Raw genomic sequence first — 19,857 nt, forward strand, 5'->3', positions numbered from 1 at the left:
GTAAATATCGTGTTTATTATAATAAAAAAGCGCTCCGTAAATACGGAGCGCTTAATAAATATTTATTAAGTCAGCTTATTTTCCTTCGAAGATAAGGCTGAAACGCAATGTGTTTGAAAGTGGGTTACGGTTGATACCAGAACCTGAAGGCAGAAGGTATGCAAAGTTCAAACCAACAGTGTTGTATTTCAAACCAGCACCTACAGTGAAGTATTTACGGTTACCTTTCAGTGGGCTTTCGTAGAAATAACCAGCACGGAAAGAGAATTGATCTTTGTACCAGTATTCAGCACCGATAGCAGCAGTGATCTCACGGAATTCTTCGCTTCCTTTACCATCACCGAATGAGCTGAACCAGCTGCTAACAACACCTTTAGAACGGTAGTCAGCGATACCAGCGCTGTCATCTAATTGTGGAGGAGTTGGAACCAACAGTTTGTTTACGTCAGCTGCGAAAGTGATTTTGTTATCAGCATCGAATACTTTGGTGTATGCTGCACCGATTCCAAGGTTAGCAGGGATGAAATCTTTCTGATTGTCATCGCTGGTGTAACCAATTTTACCACCAAGGTTGCTCAAAGTAACACCCCAGTTCAAACCACCGCCGTTTTCTTTAACGCCATTGTGGAAGTAATGAAGGTCACCGGCAACAGTAGAACCTTTTTTATAGTTAACACCGTTTACAGATCCACCTGCGAGGTCAGAGCTGATATAACGTACCGCTACACCCAAACCGGATTTGGCACCCAGTTTCCTTGAGTAGCCGAGGTCAACCGCATATTCGCGTGGACGGAAGGTATTCAATTCTGTACCCTGGTCGTTTGTGAAAGTAATATTACCAAGACTGAAATACCTGAAACCAAGAGACAAAGCCTGGTTATCATCTAATTTATAAAAACCAGCGCCTGTAGCAAGATAAACATCTTTCAGGTCAAGATCGTTCAACCATGGAGTATAAGTAACACCAGCACCATATTTCTGAGATGAGAATGGAGTTTTTGCAAGGTTCCAGAAGCCAGAATAGGCATCAGGAGATGTTGCTATACCTACATCACCCATACCGCCTGCACGGGCATCTGGTGATATTCTTAAAAAAGGAACTGCGGTCGTTACCACGCTTGGGTTTCTTACACCTGTTCCGCTCTGTGCTTCAGCCACAGTTGCGGTGCCTGCTAATAATAACATTAAGGCAGTTAGTTTCAATGTTGCTTTTTTCATGCGTTTTGTTTGTCTTGGTTAGGTAGACTTACCTCTATAAGCGTTTATTTAATTGTTTTTGCTGTGTTTGTAAAAATAGTAGATTTCTCTTAATTAAGACAATAAAATTATAAAATCTTGTTAAAAATCACCTTCTATTATTCCTCAAATATAGTCGAATTTGCAATTGTCGGCAAAATTTCTTAAAATCTTTGTAAAATGCTGCCTGTGTTTAGAGAAACGATATTACGCAAAAAATATTATTTTAAAATTATTTTTCTTGCAATAATATCTTTATCAGGCAAATACCAAATCCTTTGCAGATTTCGTTTTTATGCTAAATATTTAAAATTGGGGATAACGAAAAACCGAAATCAATCAAAAACATTTATATTCGCAGCTAGTATTCCCCAAACAATAATAAAGAAAACCTTTCGTTAAAAGAATTGGAAAAACGAATGCACATGCAAAAAATCATTTCAGGTAAAAGTCTGATGCTGGTAGCGATAGCTGCCCTGTCTTTAAGCGCTTGTAAGAACGGTGGCTTATTTGGCAAGAAAAAAGGAAAGTCTGATGTAACAGGCTGGAACTACGATGACAAGAACATGGGTAATTTCCATGTGGCTAAAGTAAAGTACCCTAAAGCCGGGCCAGGACTTGTATTCGTACAGGGTGGTTCGTTTGTAATGGGTGCAAAAGATGAAGATGTTATGGGCGACTGGAACAATGTTCCCCGCCGTGTGACTGTTCCTTCATTCTTTATCGATGAAACTGAAGTAGCCAATGTTCACTACCGTGAATACCTCTACTGGCTGGAAAACACTTTCAGCAACGATACCAACATCATCAACAAAGCGCTTCCTGATACCCTGGTATGGAGGGAAGAGCTCGCTTATAACGAACCTTACGTGGAGTACTACTTCCGTTACCCTTCTTATAACTACTATCCGGTAGTTGGGGTAACCTGGCAGCAGGCTTACGATTTTTGTATCTGGAGAACGGATCGTGTGAACGAACTGAACCTGATGAAAAAAGGTTATCTGAAAAAAGATGCCGCGAAAAGGGAAATGAAAGGTGCAGGTGCTGATGGGTCCTTCAACACTGAAACTTACCTGATGAACCCGGAAATGATCCAGGCAAGGAACAAACCTAAAAAATCTGACCTGAAAGATATAAATGGTAAACCTCGTGCCAACATCCGTATGGAAGATGGTATCCTCAACATGGGCTACCGCCTGCCAACAGAAGCTGAGTGGGAATATGCCGCTTATGGTTTGCTGGATCAGAACCCTAATCCACGTAAAAAAGAAAACAAGTCCGGTGAAGAAAACCGTTCTAACCAGCAGATATATTCCTGGAGCAAAAACCCGAATGGCCTGAGGGACAACCGCAGGGGTTCATGGCAGGGTAAATTCCTGGCTAACTTCAAACGCGGTAATGGTGACAACATGGGTATCGCCGGTGGTCTGAATGACCGTGCTGCTATTCCAGGTAACGTAAAGACTTTTTACCCGAACGCATTTGGTCTGTATAATATGAGTGGTAACGTAAGCGAGTGGGTTGGTGACGTTTACAGGCCGATGACTTCTGTGGATGCACAGGATTTCAACTACTTCCGTGGTAACAAATTCCAGAAATACTACAAGAACAGCTCCGGCGAATACGAAAGGGACAGCCTTGGCCGTCTGAAGAAAACGGATATTTCTGATGAAGAAGTTAAGAACCGTGCTAACTACCAGCACAATAACGTGATCAACTACCTTGATGGTGATTCTTCAAGTGGTGTGTTCTACGGTTATGGTGTTACTTCCCTGATCAACGATTCATCAAGGGTGATCAAAGGTGGTAGCTGGAACGACAGGGCTTACTGGTTGTCACCAGGTGCACGCCGCTTCATGCAGCAGAACACCGGGGCCAGTACAGTTGGTTTCCGTTGCGCACAGACTTACCTCGGCCCTCCGGAAGGACCCGGGTTTAAAGAAGGTAACAACTTCGCTAAAAGAAAGCAAAAAGGTAAAAAGAAATAATATTGATCCCCCGGTTTACCGGGGGATTTTTTTGCCTATACTTTGCCGGGAAGACAGGAAGAAAAATAAATTCCTTCCTGTCTTCCCGGTATTATTTTATGTTCCTGAAATTTTTTCTTCCCGTCTTCCCGGCAAAAAAATTACTTTTGAAATATGCAAATCGAAGACCTCTATAAAATATATTTAGAATATCCCGGCATACAGACCGATACCAGAAAGATTAAACCAGGTGACATTTTTTTCGCATTGAAAGGCCCTAATTTCAATGGCAACGATTACCTGCAGAAAGCCCTGGAACTGGGAGCAGCCTATTGTGTAGGCGATGAGCCGCAGTCCGGAATCAATGACCGCATACTGATCTTTGATGACTCACTCGAGACGTTGCAGCAGCTGGCAAAATATCATCGCCAGCAATTCAAGATCCCGTTCATCGCCATCACCGGAAGTAATGGAAAGACCACTACTAAAGAACTGGTGCATGAAGTGTTGTCTGCAAAATATAAATGTTATACCACCGAAGGCAATCTCAACAATCACATCGGCATCCCGTTAACCATCCTGAAAATAAAACCCGATGCGGAAATTGCTGTAATAGAAATGGGCGCCAATCACCAGAAAGAAATTGAAGGTTACTGCCGCTATGCTTTGCCTACACATGGCAATATCACCAACATCGGCAAGGCGCACCTCGAAGGCTTTGGCGGCGAAGAAGGCGTAAAAAAAGGCAAGGGAGAGTTGTTGGTTTATCTCCGGCAAAATGGTGGCACCGCTTTTATCAATAATGATTACGCGGTTTTAATAGAATTATCAGCCGGAATCAGCGATATTATTACTTACGGCACATCCGCCGCAGACTATATTGGCGAAATCAGGCAAGACAGCGGATTGCTGGAAGTAGCCATTACAAAAGGCGCTGATCTGCCTTCCATAAAAACCCAGCTTGTCGGCGGCTACAATCTGCCGAATGTACTTACAGCGGTATGTATAGGAAAGACATTCGGCGTGCCGGATGAACACATCAGGACTGCCCTGGAGCAATATGTTCCGTCCAACAGCCGCTCTCAATTACTGCAGAAAGGAACCAACAGGATCATCCTCGATGCCTACAATGCCAACCCAACCAGCATGAAAGCCGCTATTGAGAATTTTGCAAAAATGGAAGGTGGAAATAAAGTACTGGTGCTGGGCGGAATGATGGAACTGGGTGATGCCAGCGAAAAAGAACATGCACAGATCGTGGAAACTATAGCAAAATACCATTGGACAAAAGTGGTGCTTGCCGGCAAAGACTATCAGCAACTTCCCGCCGGTTACCTGCATTTCAATAATTCAGCCGAAGCGGCGGAATGGTACAAAACGCAGCATTTTGAACATGCACAGATTTTGGTAAAAGGCAGCAGGAGCATGCAGATGGAAAAAATATTGGAGTGATTTTCCTTTACAGTGTAGAAAAGCCCTACATTTGCAACCCACAATAATAAAAGGAGACGTGTCCGAGTGGTTGAAGGAGCACGCCTGGAAAGTGTGTATATGGGAAACTGTATCGCGAGTTCGAATCTCGCCGTCTCCGCAAAAAGGTTCAATGTTGAAAGTTCAACGTTGAACCTTTTTTAGTTTTGAGTATTATCAATGCCCCCGTCAACCATCAACCATCAACCATCAACCATCAACCTTCAACCTTCAACCTCCGCTGCTTTCTTCAGTTTCCTCTCGAGAACAAAAGTGCCAAATGGCAGCAATGATGCGATAAAAGCCAGCACCACTTTGCCAAAGCTCCATTTATATTTTATCCATACCATCAGCAGCAATGCCATGAACGCAACGAACAGCACGCCATGCGCCCAGCCTACATATTTCACCGCATGAGGAAAATTGCCCCAGTATTTCAGCGGCATCGCAATAAGTAATAATACTAAATAGGAAACGCCTTCGGCGACTGCTACGGAGAGAAAGTTTTTTAGTAGGCTATTTTTCATAAAGTGAATGGTGAATAGTGAAACCGCCGAAGTTTGTAAATAGTTCTGGAAGGCTTATAAAATTGCAAGATCATATTTAACCTTCGCGAATTCCTGCCTGTTGCGGAGCAAAATTGTGGCTTTACCCAAATAGTTTCTCCGCATTTGCCGTGGTTGCCGCAATTACTTCCTCCTCTGTTATTTCTTTTGCTTCGGCGATCTTTTTTACTATATAACCGAGATAACTGCTTTCATTTCTTTTGCCCCGCATCGGCACTGGTGCCAGGTAGGGCGCATCAGTTTCGAGTACAAGATGCTGCAGATCCAAGTGCTTCAATACTTCCGCCAGCCCGGAATTCTTATACGTCACTACCCCACCTATCCCCAGTAAAAATCCTGCATCTGTTATCTGTTTTGCCTGGTCGGGTGTGCCGCCAAAACAATGAAAGATCCCGTTCAGGGATGTATCCCTATATTTTTTGATTATATCGATCGTTTCCTGCATCGCATCCCGGGTGTGCAATACCAACGGAAGGTCGTATTGAAGTGCAAGCCTGATCTGGTGTTCCAGCGCAAGATATTGTTGCTCAACAAAAGTTTTATCCCAGTAGAAATCCAATCCTGTTTCTCCGATGGCGGAAAACTTTCTTTCAGAAAGCCATTGTTCAATGATCTCCAGCTCCCGTGCATATCCTGCATTTACCGAGCAGGGATGCAAACCTATCATGGCAAAACATTTTCCGGCATATTCGTCTGCCAGCGATATCATGGCATCATGCGTGCCGCTATCGATTGCAGGAAGATAAAATTTATTCACTCCCGCCGCCTCTGCCCTCTGTATCATTTCAGTCCGGTCGCTGTCAAATTCCGACGAGTAAAGATGGCAATGTGTATCTATCATAACCACAAATTTATCAAAAGTTTTCCGTGTTGCTCGATGTCGAAACATTAAAAAATGCGGGAAACCATGTTTTCGCAAAAAAAATTTTGCTTGTATTATTTCCATGTTGTAACTTGTCGTCAGTTTTCATAGGGTACGGATTAAAAACGGGCCAGGGTTTCTACCCAGGCCCACTTTTTTTTAAGACATTTAAGCCGATAATTTTTCAAAAGAAAACCCTTTCCCCGAGAAATAATTCAACACCCGCGGCAACGCAAACTTCACTTTTTCCCCGGCTTTTTCACTATCATGAAATACGATCACCGATCCTTCTTTTGCATGTAGTACCACGTTTTGGAGACATCTTTCGTTATTAACAGATGTATCAAAATCACCGCTCAACACAGTCCACATGATCGTCTTCAATTCAAACCTGTCCGCCTTAAGTTGTTTTTGCTGAAAAGAAGATATCCTGCCGTAAGGTGGCCTGAAAAGTTTACTGTCAATATATTTTTTAGCTTCGGCTATATCATCCAGGTAAATGGCATCCCCTGTTTTCCATCCATTCAGATGGTTAAACGTATGATTGCCTACTGCATGGCCTTCGTCGAGTATCCTGCTGTAAATTTCAGGATGTGCCACCACGTTTTTTCCTATACAAAAAAAAGTGGCTTTGGCGCCCACTTTTTGCAATTCATCCAATACAAATGGCGTCACTGCAGGATGCGGCCCATCATCAAAAGTGAGGAACAATTGTTTCTCCGTAGTAGCTATTTCCCATACCCTGTCGCTGTAAATTTTTTTGAGCCAGCCGGGCGTTTTAACAAAATAAAACATGAGGCAAATTAGAATTAATAATTAATAATGTGTAATTAATAATTGCCTTACCCCTCAGGATGCTCCAACACCAATAAAAATGCAGTTTACAAAGTAATAGTTACTCTATAAACTGCATTCCCCATTTCAATTCTTAATTCTTAATTCTTAATTCAATAAGGTAGTATGTACGTACTCACAATACCGTTCGTCCCCGTCCATACGATCTTGAAGTAAAAGTTTCCTGAAGGGCACGAAACCGGGTTGCCCGCCGAATCCAGTCCGAAAGTGACTACCGTTGTCGCCAGCAGCCGCTGATGCGTCACCTGCCCGCTTACCAGCCTGAAATTGCAATCCTGGCGGATAACCATCGGCGTAGAGATGGAGGTAACAAATTCATTTCCAAACCGGTTTGTTCCCCATTCGGAAATACCGGTGATATTTCCATCCGTATGCGTTCCATTCGTAGTTATCACAACGCCGTTATTATAAGTAAATACCCTTTCTTTAGCGATCTGCCATACACGCTGCGACCCATTGTCAAATGTGATACTCATGCCCGTACTTGAAATAGTATGTTTGATAGTTCCCAGCGTTGCCAGGTCGCGAAGCCGGCCGCCCGACACGTTTGTGATGGTAGTGGTACCATTGATAGTGATACTTTTTCCATCTAAAATACGGGTGACTTTCAGCTGCTGAACATCCACTGTCAACACCGCACCGGCATCTTTCCAACGGGAAGCCAGTGGCATCGACAGCACCACAACACCGGTACGGGTGCGGGTTCCGCTGCAATTTTGTCCATTGTAAGTGATGGTGATCCTCCGTTTTCCATCGGCAGAATCCAGTACTGCCGTTGCATCGCAGATAACTCCCATGGTGCTTTCTACAAAGCCATCAAAAGCTACAAAATTGTCAATGGAGGTGTTGGCATCATTCGCCACCGCATCGATCTCCTGCGAAAAACGTGATTGATCATCTGAATGTTGCGCCAGGTCGGTGTTGTCCGCTACAGGGTTTGTATCATCTTTTTTACAGCTGGTAAAAAGTACCGCCACTGCCAGCAGGCAGCTTAAAAAGAATGGAATTACCTTTTTCATAAATTTAGTTTAAAAGTTAGTTAAATATTTCGGCCTGCTCATAGAGTCTGTTGGAGCGGGAAGGTTTAACGCTATCCGTAATTTATTTTTTCGGGGAGATCAAAAGGTTCAAAAGGTTCAAGAGTTCAACGGTTCAATGTTTGCGCCCCCCAACCTCCTGAACCTTTTGAACCTTTGAACCGTTGAACTCTTGAACTGGTGAACCTTTGAACTTTCAACCATCAACCTTCAACTTTCTTATCTTTGCCGCATGAGTAAAAAAGTAAGGGTACGTTTTGCCCCAAGTCCTACAGGCGGCCTGCATTTAGGCGGTGTGCGCACTGTTTTATATAATTATTTATATGCAAAAAAACATGGTGGCGATTTCATCGTGAGGGTGGAAGATACCGACCAGACAAGGTTTGTACCTGGTGCTGAAGAATATATTTTCCAGTGCCTGGAGTGGTGCGGTTTGCAACCGGATGAAAGTGTATTGCACGGAGGCGAATACGCCCCATACCGCCAGAGCGAAAGAAAAGAAATGTACAGGCAATATGCCGAGCAGCTGGTAAAAAATGGCCATGCCTATTATGCATTCGACACACCCGAAGAGATCGAAGAGATGCGGGAATCGCTGAAAGCCAAAGGAAGCCACAGCCTGCAATACGATTATAACATCCGCCATAAAATGAATAATTCCGTGCGCCTTTTGCCGGAAGAAACACAAAAATTACTGGATGCAGGCACTCCACATGTGATCCGTATCAAGATAGAACCTAACCAGACAGTGAGCTTCACGGATATGATCCGCGGAGAGATCACCTTCGATACCAATACGGTTGACGATAAAGTTTTACTCAAAGCAGATGGCATGCCCACTTACCATCTTGCTGTGGTGGTAGACGACCACCTGATGAAAATATCGCATGCTTTCCGTGGCGAAGAATGGCTGCCGAGTGCGCCTGTTCATATTCTTTTATGGAAGTATTTGTTCGGAGTAAATGAAATGCCCGAGTGGGCGCATCTCCCGTTGATATTGAAACCGGATGGCAATGGCAAGCTCAGCAAACGCGATGGAGACCGGCTGGGCTTTCCGGTGTATGCGATGGACTGGACAGATCCTAAAACCGGCGACCTTACCAAAGGCTTCAAAGAGATCGGATTTTTACCGGAAGCGTTCAACAACCTGCTGGCAGTGCTTGGCTGGAATGATGGTACGGAACAGGAAATTTTTTCACTGGAAGAACTCATTGAAAAATTCTCGATGGACCGGGTGCATAAAGGCGGTGCAAAATTTGATTTTGAAAAAGCCAAGTGGTATAACCACGAATGGATAAAAAAATTGCCCGCCTCCAATTATTCCGGCAGGGTGAAAGATATTTTTATCGCCAGCGGAATTGAAGTGAAAGATGAGGCATATTTCATCTCCGTGCTCGACCTGGTAAAAGACCGTTGCACCTTGCTTCCCGACTTTGTACAACAGGCCGGCTACTTTTTCTCTGCTCCGCAAACATTGGATACAGAAGCGGTAAAACCAAAATGGAGTGAAGCCAAAAATGATTTTTTCGAAGAATACATCCAACAGTTAACTGCTCTTGCAACATGGGATGTTGCTTCCATTGAAAATACCTTCAAAGATCTTGCGGCAGCAAAAAACATCAAGCCAGGTGAATTGCAACTACCGATGCGCATCATGCTGGTAGGTGGGAAATTCGGGCCCGCTGTATTTACGATTGCTGAAATGATCGGGAAGGAAGAAACGATTGCACGAATAAAAAATGCATTGGTTATATTTGGATAATTTTATGGCTTAGAGATCAGATTTTAGTATCCTCTTCATCCCTAAACCCTAATCGTTAAACTTTATGAACAGACCCATACGGATATTGGTTGCAAAAGTAGGATTGGATGGCCACGACCGTGGCGCCAAGGTGATCGCTACCGCATTGCGTGATGCAGGTATGGAAGTGATCTACACCGGCCTTCGGCAAACACCGGAAATGGTAGTGAATGCTGCCTTGCAGGAAGATGTGGATGCCATCGGCGTAAGCATACTCAGTGGAGCACACATGACTGTTTTTCCAAAGATCATGCAGCTGCTGAAAGAAAAAAATATGAACGATGTATTGCTCACCGGTGGTGGCATCATCCCGGAAGATGATATCAAAACATTGAATGAAATGGGTGCAGGAAAATTATTCGTACCGGGCACTACTACTTCTGAAATATCAGAATACATTAAAAACTGGGTGAAAGAAAATCGTAATTTTTAAATATCGGGCAGCATGATGCGTTTGCGCTTGCTGTAGATCCTCAGTGCCACTACAAATACTACACAGGTGGCAAGGTTGATATCAGAAGGAAGATTGAATCCTTTCAACAGAAGGTACACCACTCCACCCGCTGCACAAACCGTAGCATACAATTCGCCCCGTTTAAAAAGATTGGGGACTGCATTACAAAATATATCGGCGATCAGTCCCCCGAAAGTGGCAGTGATAACGCCCATCACCAACGCATAGGGATCGTTGAGCTGATTGCGCAGACTTACTTCTATACCTGCCGCCGTAAAGAGCCCTAACCCGATAGCATCTGTAAAAAATATCGTACGGTGAAATTTGTTCACGTTTGTTTTCAACAGGAAAGTAATCGCTGTACCGGCAAAAACCAATAGTAAAGCCCCATTGTTATTTACCCAATTCACCGGCCTTATCCCGATCAGCAGGTCACGCAGGGTACCGCCTCCATACGCTGTAGCAAAAGCCACCACAAGCCCGCCAAATATATCCATATTGTAGGCACGTGCTTTCAATGCGCCGGTGATAGCGAAAATGAATATACCCAGGTATGTAATGATATTTAATGCGCTCATGGACTTAAAAATACAAATTACGAATTACCAGCGAGTAATAAGGTAATCATTCGCAGAAAGCTTAAATTGCATTTCATAACTGTAATTCGTAATTCTTAATTCTTAATTATAATGTACCAGACTTTGCTATTTGATATCCGGGATTCCATCTGCACTATCACCATCAACAGGCCCGACAAGATGAATGCGCTTAATAAAGATGTATTTACCGAGCTCGATCAGGCGATGGATGAAGTGTACCGGAATGATGCTATCAGGTCGGTGATCATCACGGGGACCGGGGCGAAAGCTTTTGTGGCCGGAGCTGACATTACCGAGTTTTCGGCATTGAACAAAGATGAGGCGATGGCGCTCGCCAAACGCGGGCAGGATGTTTTTTTTAAGATCGAAAATTCTTATAAACCTGTAGTCGCGGCTGTAAACGGGTTTGCGCTTGGTGGGGGATGCGAATTGGCCATGGCTTGTCATTTCAGGTTGTGCAGCGAAAATGCTAAATTCGGACAACCGGAAGTGAACCTCGGATTGATACCCGGTTATGGCGGCACGCAACGCCTTACACAACTGGTAGGTAAAGGAAGGAGCATGGAATTGCAGATGAGCGCAAAGCTGGTAGATGCTGCTGAAGCACTGCAGATAGGCCTGGTTAATTACGTAACCTCACCCGAAGGGCTGCTCGAAAAAACAAAAGAAATACTAACCCTGATCAATACAAAAGCACCGATCGCAATCGGCAAAGTGATCGACTGCATCAACACTGCTGTGGTAAGCGACAGCGCCTATACCAATGGTAAAAGTGGCTACGATAAAGAGGTTGAAGCATTCGGCGATTGTTTTGACACAGCGGATATGAAAGAAGGAACCACTGCATTCCTCGAAAAAAGAAAAGCAGTTTTTACCGGCAAATAACCTTGATAAATGACCAAACGAATCCCTAAAACAACAATACCGGAAAACATTTCGGCACCCATTGTACATGTTCTGAATTATCTGCATCCTGTAAATCCCGGGATCATCGAATATTTCAACAAACATATTTACCCATGCAATTTTCGCAAGGGAAAAATGTTATTGAAGGCCGGCGAAAAATGTGATCACGTATATTTCATTCTCAAAGGCGCCATACGCGGATTTGTAAAAGAAGGCAACAGGGAGATCACCACATGGATTACGGCGGAAAATGAATTTGTGACTTCTATCACCAGTTACGCTCTGGATACACCCGCCATAGAAAATATGCAGGCGCTGGAAGACTGCCAGATGCTGTGTATGAAATTCAGCGATATGCAGGAGCTGTATGAGATAGAACCGGAATTCAACATCATTGGCCGAAAATTATTGCAGCGATATTACCGCGACGCGGAAGGAAGGGCCTTCATCGTACGCCTCACAAAAGCAGAATACAAATACAATTATTTCGTAAAAATGCATGGGGCATTAGCCAACAGGGTGCCTTTGAAATACATCGCTTCTTATATTGGCATCACGCTGGAAACCTTAAGCAGGGTACGAAAAAAGATCTCCATCGCCAACGGCACTAATAAAGAAACAATTTAGTTCAGCAATTGCTTTTTGAACTGGTTCGGGCTCAGGCCCGTTTCTTTTTTGAATAACCGTGAAAAATATGGAAGGTTGTCTAAACCCAGTGCGTATGAAGTATCAGCAATATTATTTTGTAATGAGCGTATAAGATTTTTCGCTTCCGAGATGAGAAACATATGAATGAGCCCGATGGCTGTTTTACCTGTTTCCTGTTTCAACACATCACTCAAATACCGGAAAGATATTCTTCAAGGGTGCCGAATAACCCAAAGCCGGCATTGTTGATCAGCACATCGATATTTGCGACATGCTCTTTCCCTTTGGCTACCGCGGCAAATGAATCTGCCCACCTGAAATAAAAATTGTCTTTGCTATTGTTATTGTTTTTAAACTTTGAAACAGAAAGCTATCAGGCCGCCGGTTGGATCATTTATACAAAAGTGGGCAATACTGATACGGAATTACGAAAACTTCAACCTGAAAGTATTGTACTTATGGGCGGAAAAATTGAGTTACGTCAATTTTGTCACAACATCGTTTTTTTAGGCAAAGAAAAACTGTTTGACTATTGTCAAAAATAAAACCCATCAGTCTACCGGTACCGCATACACGAAAAACTCTGAAACCTTTTACAATAAGGCATCACAGGAACCCTATGAGATAATATCTTTCCAGAATTAACATTCTTTGTGATTGACCCAAACATGACAAACCAATATTTATTCGTTACTTGCAGACCGGTCGGGATTAAAGCCTGGCTGGTCACAATTAATTCACTCGGGGGTTTACATATAATAGTATTCAATTGTTTAAATGCAACTATACTATTTTATAGAAAGGCTGCTTTTTTGAGCAGCTTTTTTTTTGGGGGACGCCGATGACGGACGGCAGACCACCATGGACGGACAACGGACAACTAACCACAGGCGACACACTACAGATAAACTACGACCGGCCGGCCAAGCCCACCAGCGGCGGCTGATGTTCACTTTAAAATAAATCAGTTAATTTTAAAGGAAAATGTCAGTATTAAACAATATTTTTCCTCAGCCTGAAGGTATCCCCGCCGAATGGCGACTCAATGGCTTTATCGAACAACGTGAATACTTAGTGAATGGTGAACTCAGGACCTGGCAGGGGCAGATGAATGAAGTTATCTCACCTGTTTCGCTCAACAATAGTGGATTGGTAGAAAAAAATATCATCGGCAGCACCCCTCTGCTTACAGAGGCTGAATCGCTGGAAGCATTGGATGCTGCAGTGAATGCCTATCAGAATGGTACGGGCGAATGGCCTACGATGAGTGTGGCGAAAAGGATCGGTCACATCGAGTTGTTTTTGAAAGAAATGAAAAACCAACGGGCGGAAATCGTGAAACTGCTGATGTGGGAGATCGGGAAAAACCTGCCAGACAGTGAGAAAGAATTTGACCGTACCTGCATTTACATCGAAGATACTATCAAAGGGCTGAAACATATCGACCACGGCAATTCTACTTTTGAAAACGAAGAAGGCATCATAGCACAGATCAGGCGGGTACCGCTTGGTGTGGCGTTGTGCATGGGGCCTTACAATTACCCGCTCAACGAAACATTCTCTACACTCATCCCGGCGCTGATCATGGGAAATACGGTGGTATTCAAACCGGCGAAATTTGGGGTATTGCTTTTAAAACCTTTGCTGAATGTATTCAAAGTTTGTTTCCCGAAAGGTGTCATTAATGTGATCTATGGAAAAGGAAGGGAAACAGTTGGGGCCATCATGGAGACCGGGAAGATAGATGTCTTCGCGTTTATCGGCACCAACAAAGGCGCCAGCGAAATTAAAAAGCAGCATCCGAAACCTCACAGGTTGCGTGGTGTACTGGGGCTTGATGCAAAAAACCCTGCCATCATTTTACCGGATGCGGATATGGATGTAACGCTGGCTGAATGTGTTGCCGGGTCGCTTTCGTACAACGGCCAGCGATGTACCGCACTCAAGATCATTTTCGTTCACGAAGATGTTGCGGAAGATTTTACAAAAAAATATGTGGAGGCTGTTTCAAAACTGAAGTGTGGCATGCCATGGGAAAAAGATGTGAAGATCACTCCACTACCCGAACCCGGTAAAAGTGCCTACCTCACCGGTTTGGTGGATGATGCAAAAAAATACGGCGCCGTTGTCATCAATGAAAATGGCGGTGAAGTAAATGATACTTTCTTTTATCCCGCCGTGCTTTATCCTGTGAATGCACAGATGAGAGTTTATTCTGAAGAGCAATTCGGCCCGGTTGTCCCGATCGTTCCTTATAAAGAACTGGATGAAGTGATCAACTATGTAGTACAATCTAACTTTGGCCAGCAGATCAGCATCTTCAGCAACGACCCAGCGAAAGTGGGGCACCTGATCGATGAGTTCGCCAACCAGGTTGGTCGTATCAACATCAATGCACAATGCCAGCGCGGGCCGGATGTATACCCGTTCAACGGAAGGAAAGACAGTGCAGAAGGCACTTTGAGTGTAAGTGATGCATTAAGGGCATTCAGTATCCGTTTGCTGATCAGCACAAAAGACAATGCTGCCAATAAAGCGATCGTAGGATCAATTGTACGGGAACACCAGAGTAATTACCTGCGGATGGATTATATTTTTTAACCAGGGTCTTATCGTTTCGTGGATATGGCCTGTTCACGAAACGATATTTTAAATTTCTCATTTCAATATCCGTATCACTTTTACAAAATGTGTTTTGTAATATCCCGTCAACGTATTGATGATGACGCCCACTGATCTGCCGGAGGCAGAATGAATGAATTTTAGCAGCGGGCCGCTTTCTGTTATGATGCCCATGTGGCCTACAATTCCTGATGAATTATCGGAACCTGTAAAGAGTATGATATCGCCGGGCTCAGCATCTTTCACATCGATCGTTTCTCCTTCATTGGTAAAATCGACTGAGGATCTTGGCGCTTTCACGTTAAAATGTCCAAATACATAATAGATGAATCCCGAACAATCCAGCCCGTTGGCCGGGATGGCCGACGCATATTTGTATCGTGTACCCAGCAAGGTTTTTGCGAAGCCCACAAATTCTTCCCGATCGATGTCCAATGGTTGTGTAAATGTTTTTTTACGGGTGGAAGTTGGTCTTGTAACAGCTGGATTGGTTTTCGTTGTTTCATTTTTTTCCACTGTCGTCTTACGGGAAGTGCTGCACGAAATCAATAAAAGGCAACATGATACAACAACAAGAGGTAGTTTAAAATTCATAGATATTTTTTCTCTCTGACTGATTGGTAAAACAATGGTTTAAGAGTCTGACAAATCGCAAACGATCAACAAACCCGCACCCCGCCACTCTCAACTATTTCTTTTTCCAAAGATATCAATCACTTTTACAAATCTACCCTGGTAATAATTATTTAAGGCAGTGATGGTCACCCCGTTTGCTTTACCCGAAGTAGAATGTATGAACCGTAGTGAATCGGTATTTTCAATAATGATGCCCATATGGCCCACAATACGCACCAGGCTATCCGTGCCGGTAAATAAGATAAGGTCTCCCGCAACTGCTTCCGCAGGTTTTATTTCTTTACCAACATTGGTAAAATCGACCGAAGAACGCGGAACGGTAATATTGAAATGATTGAACACATAGGTGATGAAACCCGAACAATCGAAACCCTGCGACGGATCTGAAGAAGCATATTTATACGGAACCCCTGATAAAGTTTTTGCATATTGTACCAATTGTATCCTTTCGGTAGCACCTGTGTTGATGACAGAAGTTTGCCCCGTAATGTGAGCAGAATCCGCTGGAATTTCAGCCACTGCCGTTGCAGTATCTTTTACGACAACGACTGTATCTGTTGATAACGGCTTCGTTTCCGACGGCATCCCATTGCAGCCCGTAAGCAGTATCAATGCGAAAATGCCCGTTTTTATTGACATGCCATAGTTTTTTTTCAAAAAAATCAATCCTTTAAGATAAGGGTAATTGGTGAAACTGTGATAATGCATTTTCATTTACACGTATCTTTGCACCTCAAAATCAATAACCTTTTTTATGGAATACAGAATAGAGAAAGACACGATGGGTGAAGTAAAAGTGCCCGTTGATGCCTATTATGGTGCCCAAACACAAAGGAGCATCGACAACTTCAAGATTGCACAGGACATCAACAAGATGCCGAAAGAGATCATCCGGGCATTTGCTTACCTGAAAAAATCGGCAGCACTTACCAACACGGATGCGGGCGTATTACCAAAAGAAAAAAGTGACCTGATAGGAAAAGTTTGCGATGAGATCCTGGAAGGCAAACTCGATGATTATTTTCCATTGGTGGTATGGCAGACCGGCAGCGGCACACAAAGCAACATGAATGTAAATGAAGTGATCGCTTATCGCGGACATGTTTTGAACGGTGGAAAGCTTGCCGACAAGGACAAATTTCTTCACCCGAATGATGATGTAAATAAATCGCAAAGCAGCAACGATACGTTCCCCACAGCCATGCACATTGCAGCTTATAAGATATTACTGGAAGTGACGATCCCCGGCATTGAAAAATTGCGTGATACGCTTGAAGCTAAAAGCAAGGCCTTCATGAAAGTGGTGAAGATCGGCCGTACCCATTTTATGGATGCTACGCCACTCACTGTGGGACAGGAGTTCAGCGGATATGTATCACAGCTTAATCATGGTTTGAAAGCGATCAAAAATACGCTTGCTCATCTGAGCGAACTGGCGCTGGGCGGCACTGCTGTTGGAACAGGCATCAACACGCCTGAAAATTATTCTGAAAATGTAGCGAAACACATCGCTTCGCTGACAGGCATTCCTTTCATTACTGCTGAAAATAAATTTGAAGCTTTAGCCGCACACGACGCGATCGTAGAAGCGCATGGCGCTTTGAAAACCGTTGCTGTAAGCCTGATGAAGATCGCGAACGATATCCGTATGTTATCGAGCGGACCAAGGAGTGGCATCGGTGAAATTTTTATTCCTGATAATGAACCTGGTTCTTCCATCATGCCGGGCAAAGTGAATCCAACGCAATGTGAGGCGCTTACCATGATCGCTGCGCAGGTGATGGGTAACGATGTTACAGTCGGTATCGGCGGAAGTCTCGGCCATTTTGAATTGAATGTATTCAAACCTGTGATGATCTTCAACTTCCTGCATAGCGCAAGACTGATCGGCGATGGTTGTGTTTCATTCAACGATAAATGTGCGACCGGGCTCGAACCTATCGAGGCTAACATTAAAAAACATGTAGACAATTCATTGATGCTCGTAACTGCTCTCAATACGAAGATCGGATATTACAAAGCGGCTGAAATTGCACAGACAGCCCATAAAGAAGGGACTACATTGAAAGAAATGGCAGTGAAACTCGGGTATGTAACTCCTGAAGAATTTGATGCCTGGGTAGTGCCGGCAGATATGGTAGGGAAGCTCTAAACCGTTTAACGTTCAAGAGGTTTAAAACGTTCAAAAGGTTCAAAAGGTTGTGACATTTTGAACCTTTTAAACCTTTTAAACCTTTTAAACCTTTTAAACCTTTTGAACGTTTTAAACCTCTTGAACATTTTGAACCTCTTGAACCTCTTGAACTTTAAAACCTTCTATTGAACCACAAACTTTTCCGTGGCCAGAAGCACATCCCTGCCGTTATACATCTTTATAATATAAGTTCCGCTGTTTAATTTTTCTACATTCAATTCAAAACGGTCAGTGAATTTTTTCCCTTCCATTATTTTCCTTCCGGTGATATCGTAAATGGTATACTGCACCGGTTTGGTGACATTCCGCTTATTTTCTACAAATAATATTTTGGTCGTAGGGTTCGGATATAATTTTATGGTAGACTTATCGGCTATTAACGGGGCAGGATTAGTCAGCGACAAAACCCCACCGATATAGCGGTATACCAATATGCTGCCGCGATTGTTGAGCACGTTCGTATTTCCATTGGTCGGCCCGGAAGTCTGCCCCACGCTATCGGTAATAAGATAAAAGCTAAGCCCGTCTTTGCCGATGGCAATATCGCGTATGCGGTTTTCTTCACGGAAATAACGGGCCGTATCGGAGCCGTTACTCATATTCACAAAGCCTGTTCCTGAGGCATTCAGTTTTAGTCGAAAGACTGTCCCTTCTTTCAAAGTAGTCATGAGTATTGAATTCTGCCAGCCAGGTATCCTGGTATCAAAGCCATAATAATCCATGCTCGATGGAGCCACGGTAGGATTGCTCAGCCAGTTGCAGGGAAGCGATGAGGTTGGCGTAAAAAAAGTACGCATAGGTGTTTTGAAATCAGGCAATACCGTATCCATTTCATTTTTTATTACAGCGCCTGCCGGCGGTGTCGAGCATTCAGGTTCGGAGGAAGGTGCTGCAGTTCCGCTGCAATTTATTGCCGAAGACCAGTTCTTATATTGATACCGGTTATTATCCTGGTAGCCTGAAATGTACGGCCAGCCATAGTTTTGGCCCGCTACCAATTCGTTGATCTCGTCATCTTCGGCAGGGCCGTTTTCGGCACTGTATAATTTTGCACCGGTATAATTTTGCTGAAGAAAATTCTTAGCGAATACCAGGCTGTTGGGATTGCGATGGCCAAATGTATAAATATGACTGCGGATACCTTTTACTACAGGGTTATCAGCAGGAATGCTTCCATCCATATTTATCCTTAATATCTTTCCCTGGTAAGCGGCAAAGTTATTCGCCGATAATTCCGCACTTGTTGGCACATCCTGCGAGCGGACAGGATTGCATCGCAATGAAAACTGATTGGCTCCCTGATCGCCTGCGGCGTAATATAATTTACGGTCCGGCCCTACCAATAATCTTCCGGAACTGTGATCGCTGCTGGCTGGTATGTTTTCGATGATGACCGTTTCATTTCCCGCTCTTGTAGTGATGGTGCTATTTTTTACGGGATACTGTGCAATACGGGCCTTTCGTACACCTGCACCGGCATCATATACATACACGATATAAAATGAATCGACCAATGGATAATCCGGATGTAATGCAAGCCCCATCATCCCGTCCTGGCTGATGGATGTAACGGGAGAACCCGAAGTCGTAAATTTTACCGAAGGTCTTATATCGAGAATAATTCTTCTTTTGCCTGTGGTGGGATCCACTTTGATAACCCTGCCTCTTCTTTCGCTGATCCAGAGAGAATCATCTGCACCGTATAATATTTCAAAAGGATGTTGGAGAAAATATCTGTCTCCCGGGATTGCAGGCGCCTGGTTAAGTACTTGCTTTACAGAAAACACTTCCTGCTGAGCTTTTGTTTCAGGGGCTAAAAAATATAATAAAAAAATTAAAAAAGGTAACGATTTGATCATAAATACGCATTTAAACTACAGGAATCTACGAAGTAATAATACCTTAAAACCCTTTTCAGTAAAGGATTTTACAAAACGGGCCACTTTGTAACGCATTAACAACCGGAAAAGTATATGCATATTCAAAATATTTCTTCCGGAATGA

At 43.6% G+C, this 19,857-nt stretch carries 18 protein-coding genes and 1 tRNA gene; 9 read left to right on the plus strand and 10 right to left on the minus strand.

Translation table 11 applies throughout. From position 1 onward, the window contains the following. Positions 1-75: 75 nt before the first annotated feature. On the minus strand, positions 76-1,218 hold the full coding sequence (porV, locus tag EGI32_RS11630) for a type IX secretion system outer membrane channel protein PorV (protein WP_255155526.1): 1,143 nt from the start codon (positions 1,216-1,218) through the stop codon (positions 76-78). A gap of 443 nt (positions 1,219-1,661) precedes the next feature. Between porV and EGI32_RS11635 the strand changes: the two genes are divergently transcribed. From EGI32_RS11635 to EGI32_RS11645, 3 genes are all read left to right on the plus strand, one after another. Further along, entirely contained in the window at positions 1,662-3,224 is a 1,563-nt protein-coding gene (locus EGI32_RS11635; RefSeq protein WP_255155527.1) for an SUMF1/EgtB/PvdO family nonheme iron enzyme, read from the plus strand. Positions 3,225-3,377: 153 nt separating this feature from the next. After that, positions 3,378-4,655: a UDP-N-acetylmuramoyl-tripeptide--D-alanyl-D-alanine ligase gene (murF, locus tag EGI32_RS11640; RefSeq protein ID WP_255155528.1), complete on the plus strand. Its 1,278-nt coding sequence runs from the start codon at positions 3,378-3,380 to the stop codon at positions 4,653-4,655. A gap of 52 nt (positions 4,656-4,707) precedes the next feature. Then, positions 4,708-4,794 (plus strand) — tRNA-Ser (locus EGI32_RS11645). Between the two features lie 103 nt (positions 4,795-4,897). Here EGI32_RS11645 and EGI32_RS11650 read toward each other — a convergent pair. The 4 genes from EGI32_RS11650 to EGI32_RS11665 all read right to left on the minus strand — a co-directional run bounded on the left by EGI32_RS11650 (position 4,898) and on the right by EGI32_RS11665 (position 7,975). Beyond that, a complete protein-coding gene (locus tag EGI32_RS11650) occupies positions 4,898-5,200 on the minus strand; it encodes a DUF3817 domain-containing protein (RefSeq protein WP_255155529.1) in 303 nt (100 codons plus the stop codon). Between the two features lie 121 nt (positions 5,201-5,321). Beyond that, positions 5,322-6,080 (minus strand): TatD family hydrolase, encoded by a 759-nt coding sequence (locus EGI32_RS11655; RefSeq protein WP_255155530.1) that lies wholly within the window; start codon positions 6,078-6,080, stop codon positions 5,322-5,324. A gap of 189 nt (positions 6,081-6,269) precedes the next feature. Then, the gene (locus EGI32_RS11660) at positions 6,270-6,896 is read right to left on the minus strand and encodes a polysaccharide deacetylase family protein (protein WP_255155531.1); all 627 of its coding nucleotides are present in this window, start codon (positions 6,894-6,896) and stop codon (positions 6,270-6,272) included. A 152-nt stretch (positions 6,897-7,048) separates the two neighbouring features. After that, positions 7,049-7,975: a hypothetical protein gene (locus EGI32_RS11665; RefSeq protein WP_255155532.1), complete on the minus strand. Its 927-nt coding sequence runs from the start codon at positions 7,973-7,975 to the stop codon at positions 7,049-7,051. A gap of 250 nt (positions 7,976-8,225) precedes the next feature. On the opposite strand from EGI32_RS11665, the gene gltX reads away from it, so the two are divergent. Together gltX and EGI32_RS11675 are read left to right on the plus strand one after the other, a co-directional pair. Beyond that, complete coding sequence (gene gltX / locus EGI32_RS11670) at positions 8,226-9,755, plus strand: glutamate--tRNA ligase (RefSeq protein WP_255155533.1); 1,530 nt, start codon at positions 8,226-8,228, stop codon at positions 9,753-9,755. A 64-nt stretch (positions 9,756-9,819) separates the two neighbouring features. Then, the gene (locus EGI32_RS11675) at positions 9,820-10,227 is read left to right on the plus strand and encodes a cobalamin B12-binding domain-containing protein (protein ID WP_255155534.1); all 408 of its coding nucleotides are present in this window, start codon (positions 9,820-9,822) and stop codon (positions 10,225-10,227) included. On the opposite strand, the gene EGI32_RS11680 is transcribed toward EGI32_RS11675, so the two are convergent. Beyond that, complete coding sequence (locus EGI32_RS11680) at positions 10,224-10,826, minus strand: trimeric intracellular cation channel family protein (RefSeq protein WP_255155535.1); 603 nt, start codon at positions 10,824-10,826, stop codon at positions 10,224-10,226. The genes EGI32_RS11675 and EGI32_RS11680 overlap by 4 nt on opposite strands. Positions 10,827-10,937: 111 nt before the next feature. Between EGI32_RS11680 and EGI32_RS11685 the strand changes: the two genes are divergently transcribed. Further along, the gene (locus EGI32_RS11685; protein ID WP_255155536.1) at positions 10,938-11,732 is read left to right on the plus strand and encodes an enoyl-CoA hydratase/isomerase family protein; all 795 of its coding nucleotides are present in this window, start codon (positions 10,938-10,940) and stop codon (positions 11,730-11,732) included. Between the two features lie 9 nt (positions 11,733-11,741). Continuing rightward, complete coding sequence (locus EGI32_RS11690; protein WP_255155537.1) at positions 11,742-12,380, plus strand: Crp/Fnr family transcriptional regulator; 639 nt, start codon at positions 11,742-11,744, stop codon at positions 12,378-12,380. Here the strand turns inward: EGI32_RS11690 and EGI32_RS11695 are convergent. Next, entirely contained in the window at positions 12,377-12,586 is a 210-nt protein-coding gene (locus tag EGI32_RS11695) for a helix-turn-helix domain-containing protein (RefSeq protein WP_369681656.1), read from the minus strand. The two genes, EGI32_RS11690 and EGI32_RS11695, sit on opposite strands and share 4 nt — an antisense overlap. Before the next feature lie 799 nt (positions 12,587-13,385). Between EGI32_RS11695 and EGI32_RS11700 the strand changes: the two genes are divergently transcribed. Next, entirely contained in the window at positions 13,386-15,002 is a 1,617-nt protein-coding gene (locus tag EGI32_RS11700; RefSeq protein ID WP_255155539.1) for an NADP-dependent glyceraldehyde-3-phosphate dehydrogenase, read from the plus strand. Positions 15,003-15,059: 57 nt separating this feature from the next. Here the strand turns inward: EGI32_RS11700 and EGI32_RS11705 are convergent, their stop codons facing one another. Both EGI32_RS11705 and EGI32_RS11710 read right to left on the minus strand, forming a co-directional pair. Beyond that, positions 15,060-15,617: a C40 family peptidase gene (locus EGI32_RS11705; RefSeq protein WP_255155540.1), complete on the minus strand. Its 558-nt coding sequence runs from the start codon at positions 15,615-15,617 to the stop codon at positions 15,060-15,062. A 90-nt stretch (positions 15,618-15,707) separates the two neighbouring features. Next, the gene (locus tag EGI32_RS11710; RefSeq protein ID WP_255155541.1) at positions 15,708-16,298 is read right to left on the minus strand and encodes a C40 family peptidase; all 591 of its coding nucleotides are present in this window, start codon (positions 16,296-16,298) and stop codon (positions 15,708-15,710) included. A 115-nt stretch (positions 16,299-16,413) separates the two neighbouring features. On the opposite strand from EGI32_RS11710, the gene fumC reads away from it, so the two are divergent. Then, positions 16,414-17,811, plus strand: coding sequence for a class II fumarate hydratase (fumC, locus tag EGI32_RS11715; protein ID WP_255155542.1), 1,398 nt, complete (start codon positions 16,414-16,416; stop codon positions 17,809-17,811). Between the two features lie 164 nt (positions 17,812-17,975). On the opposite strand, the gene EGI32_RS11720 is transcribed toward fumC, so the two are convergent. Continuing rightward, positions 17,976-19,712, minus strand: coding sequence for a PQQ-dependent sugar dehydrogenase (locus EGI32_RS11720; protein WP_255155543.1), 1,737 nt, complete (start codon positions 19,710-19,712; stop codon positions 17,976-17,978). Positions 19,713-19,857 lie beyond the last annotated feature (145 nt).

This window comes from Ferruginibacter sp. HRS2-29 (genome assembly GCF_024343615.1).
Classification (GTDB): Bacteria; Bacteroidota; Bacteroidia; order Chitinophagales; family Chitinophagaceae; genus Ferruginibacter.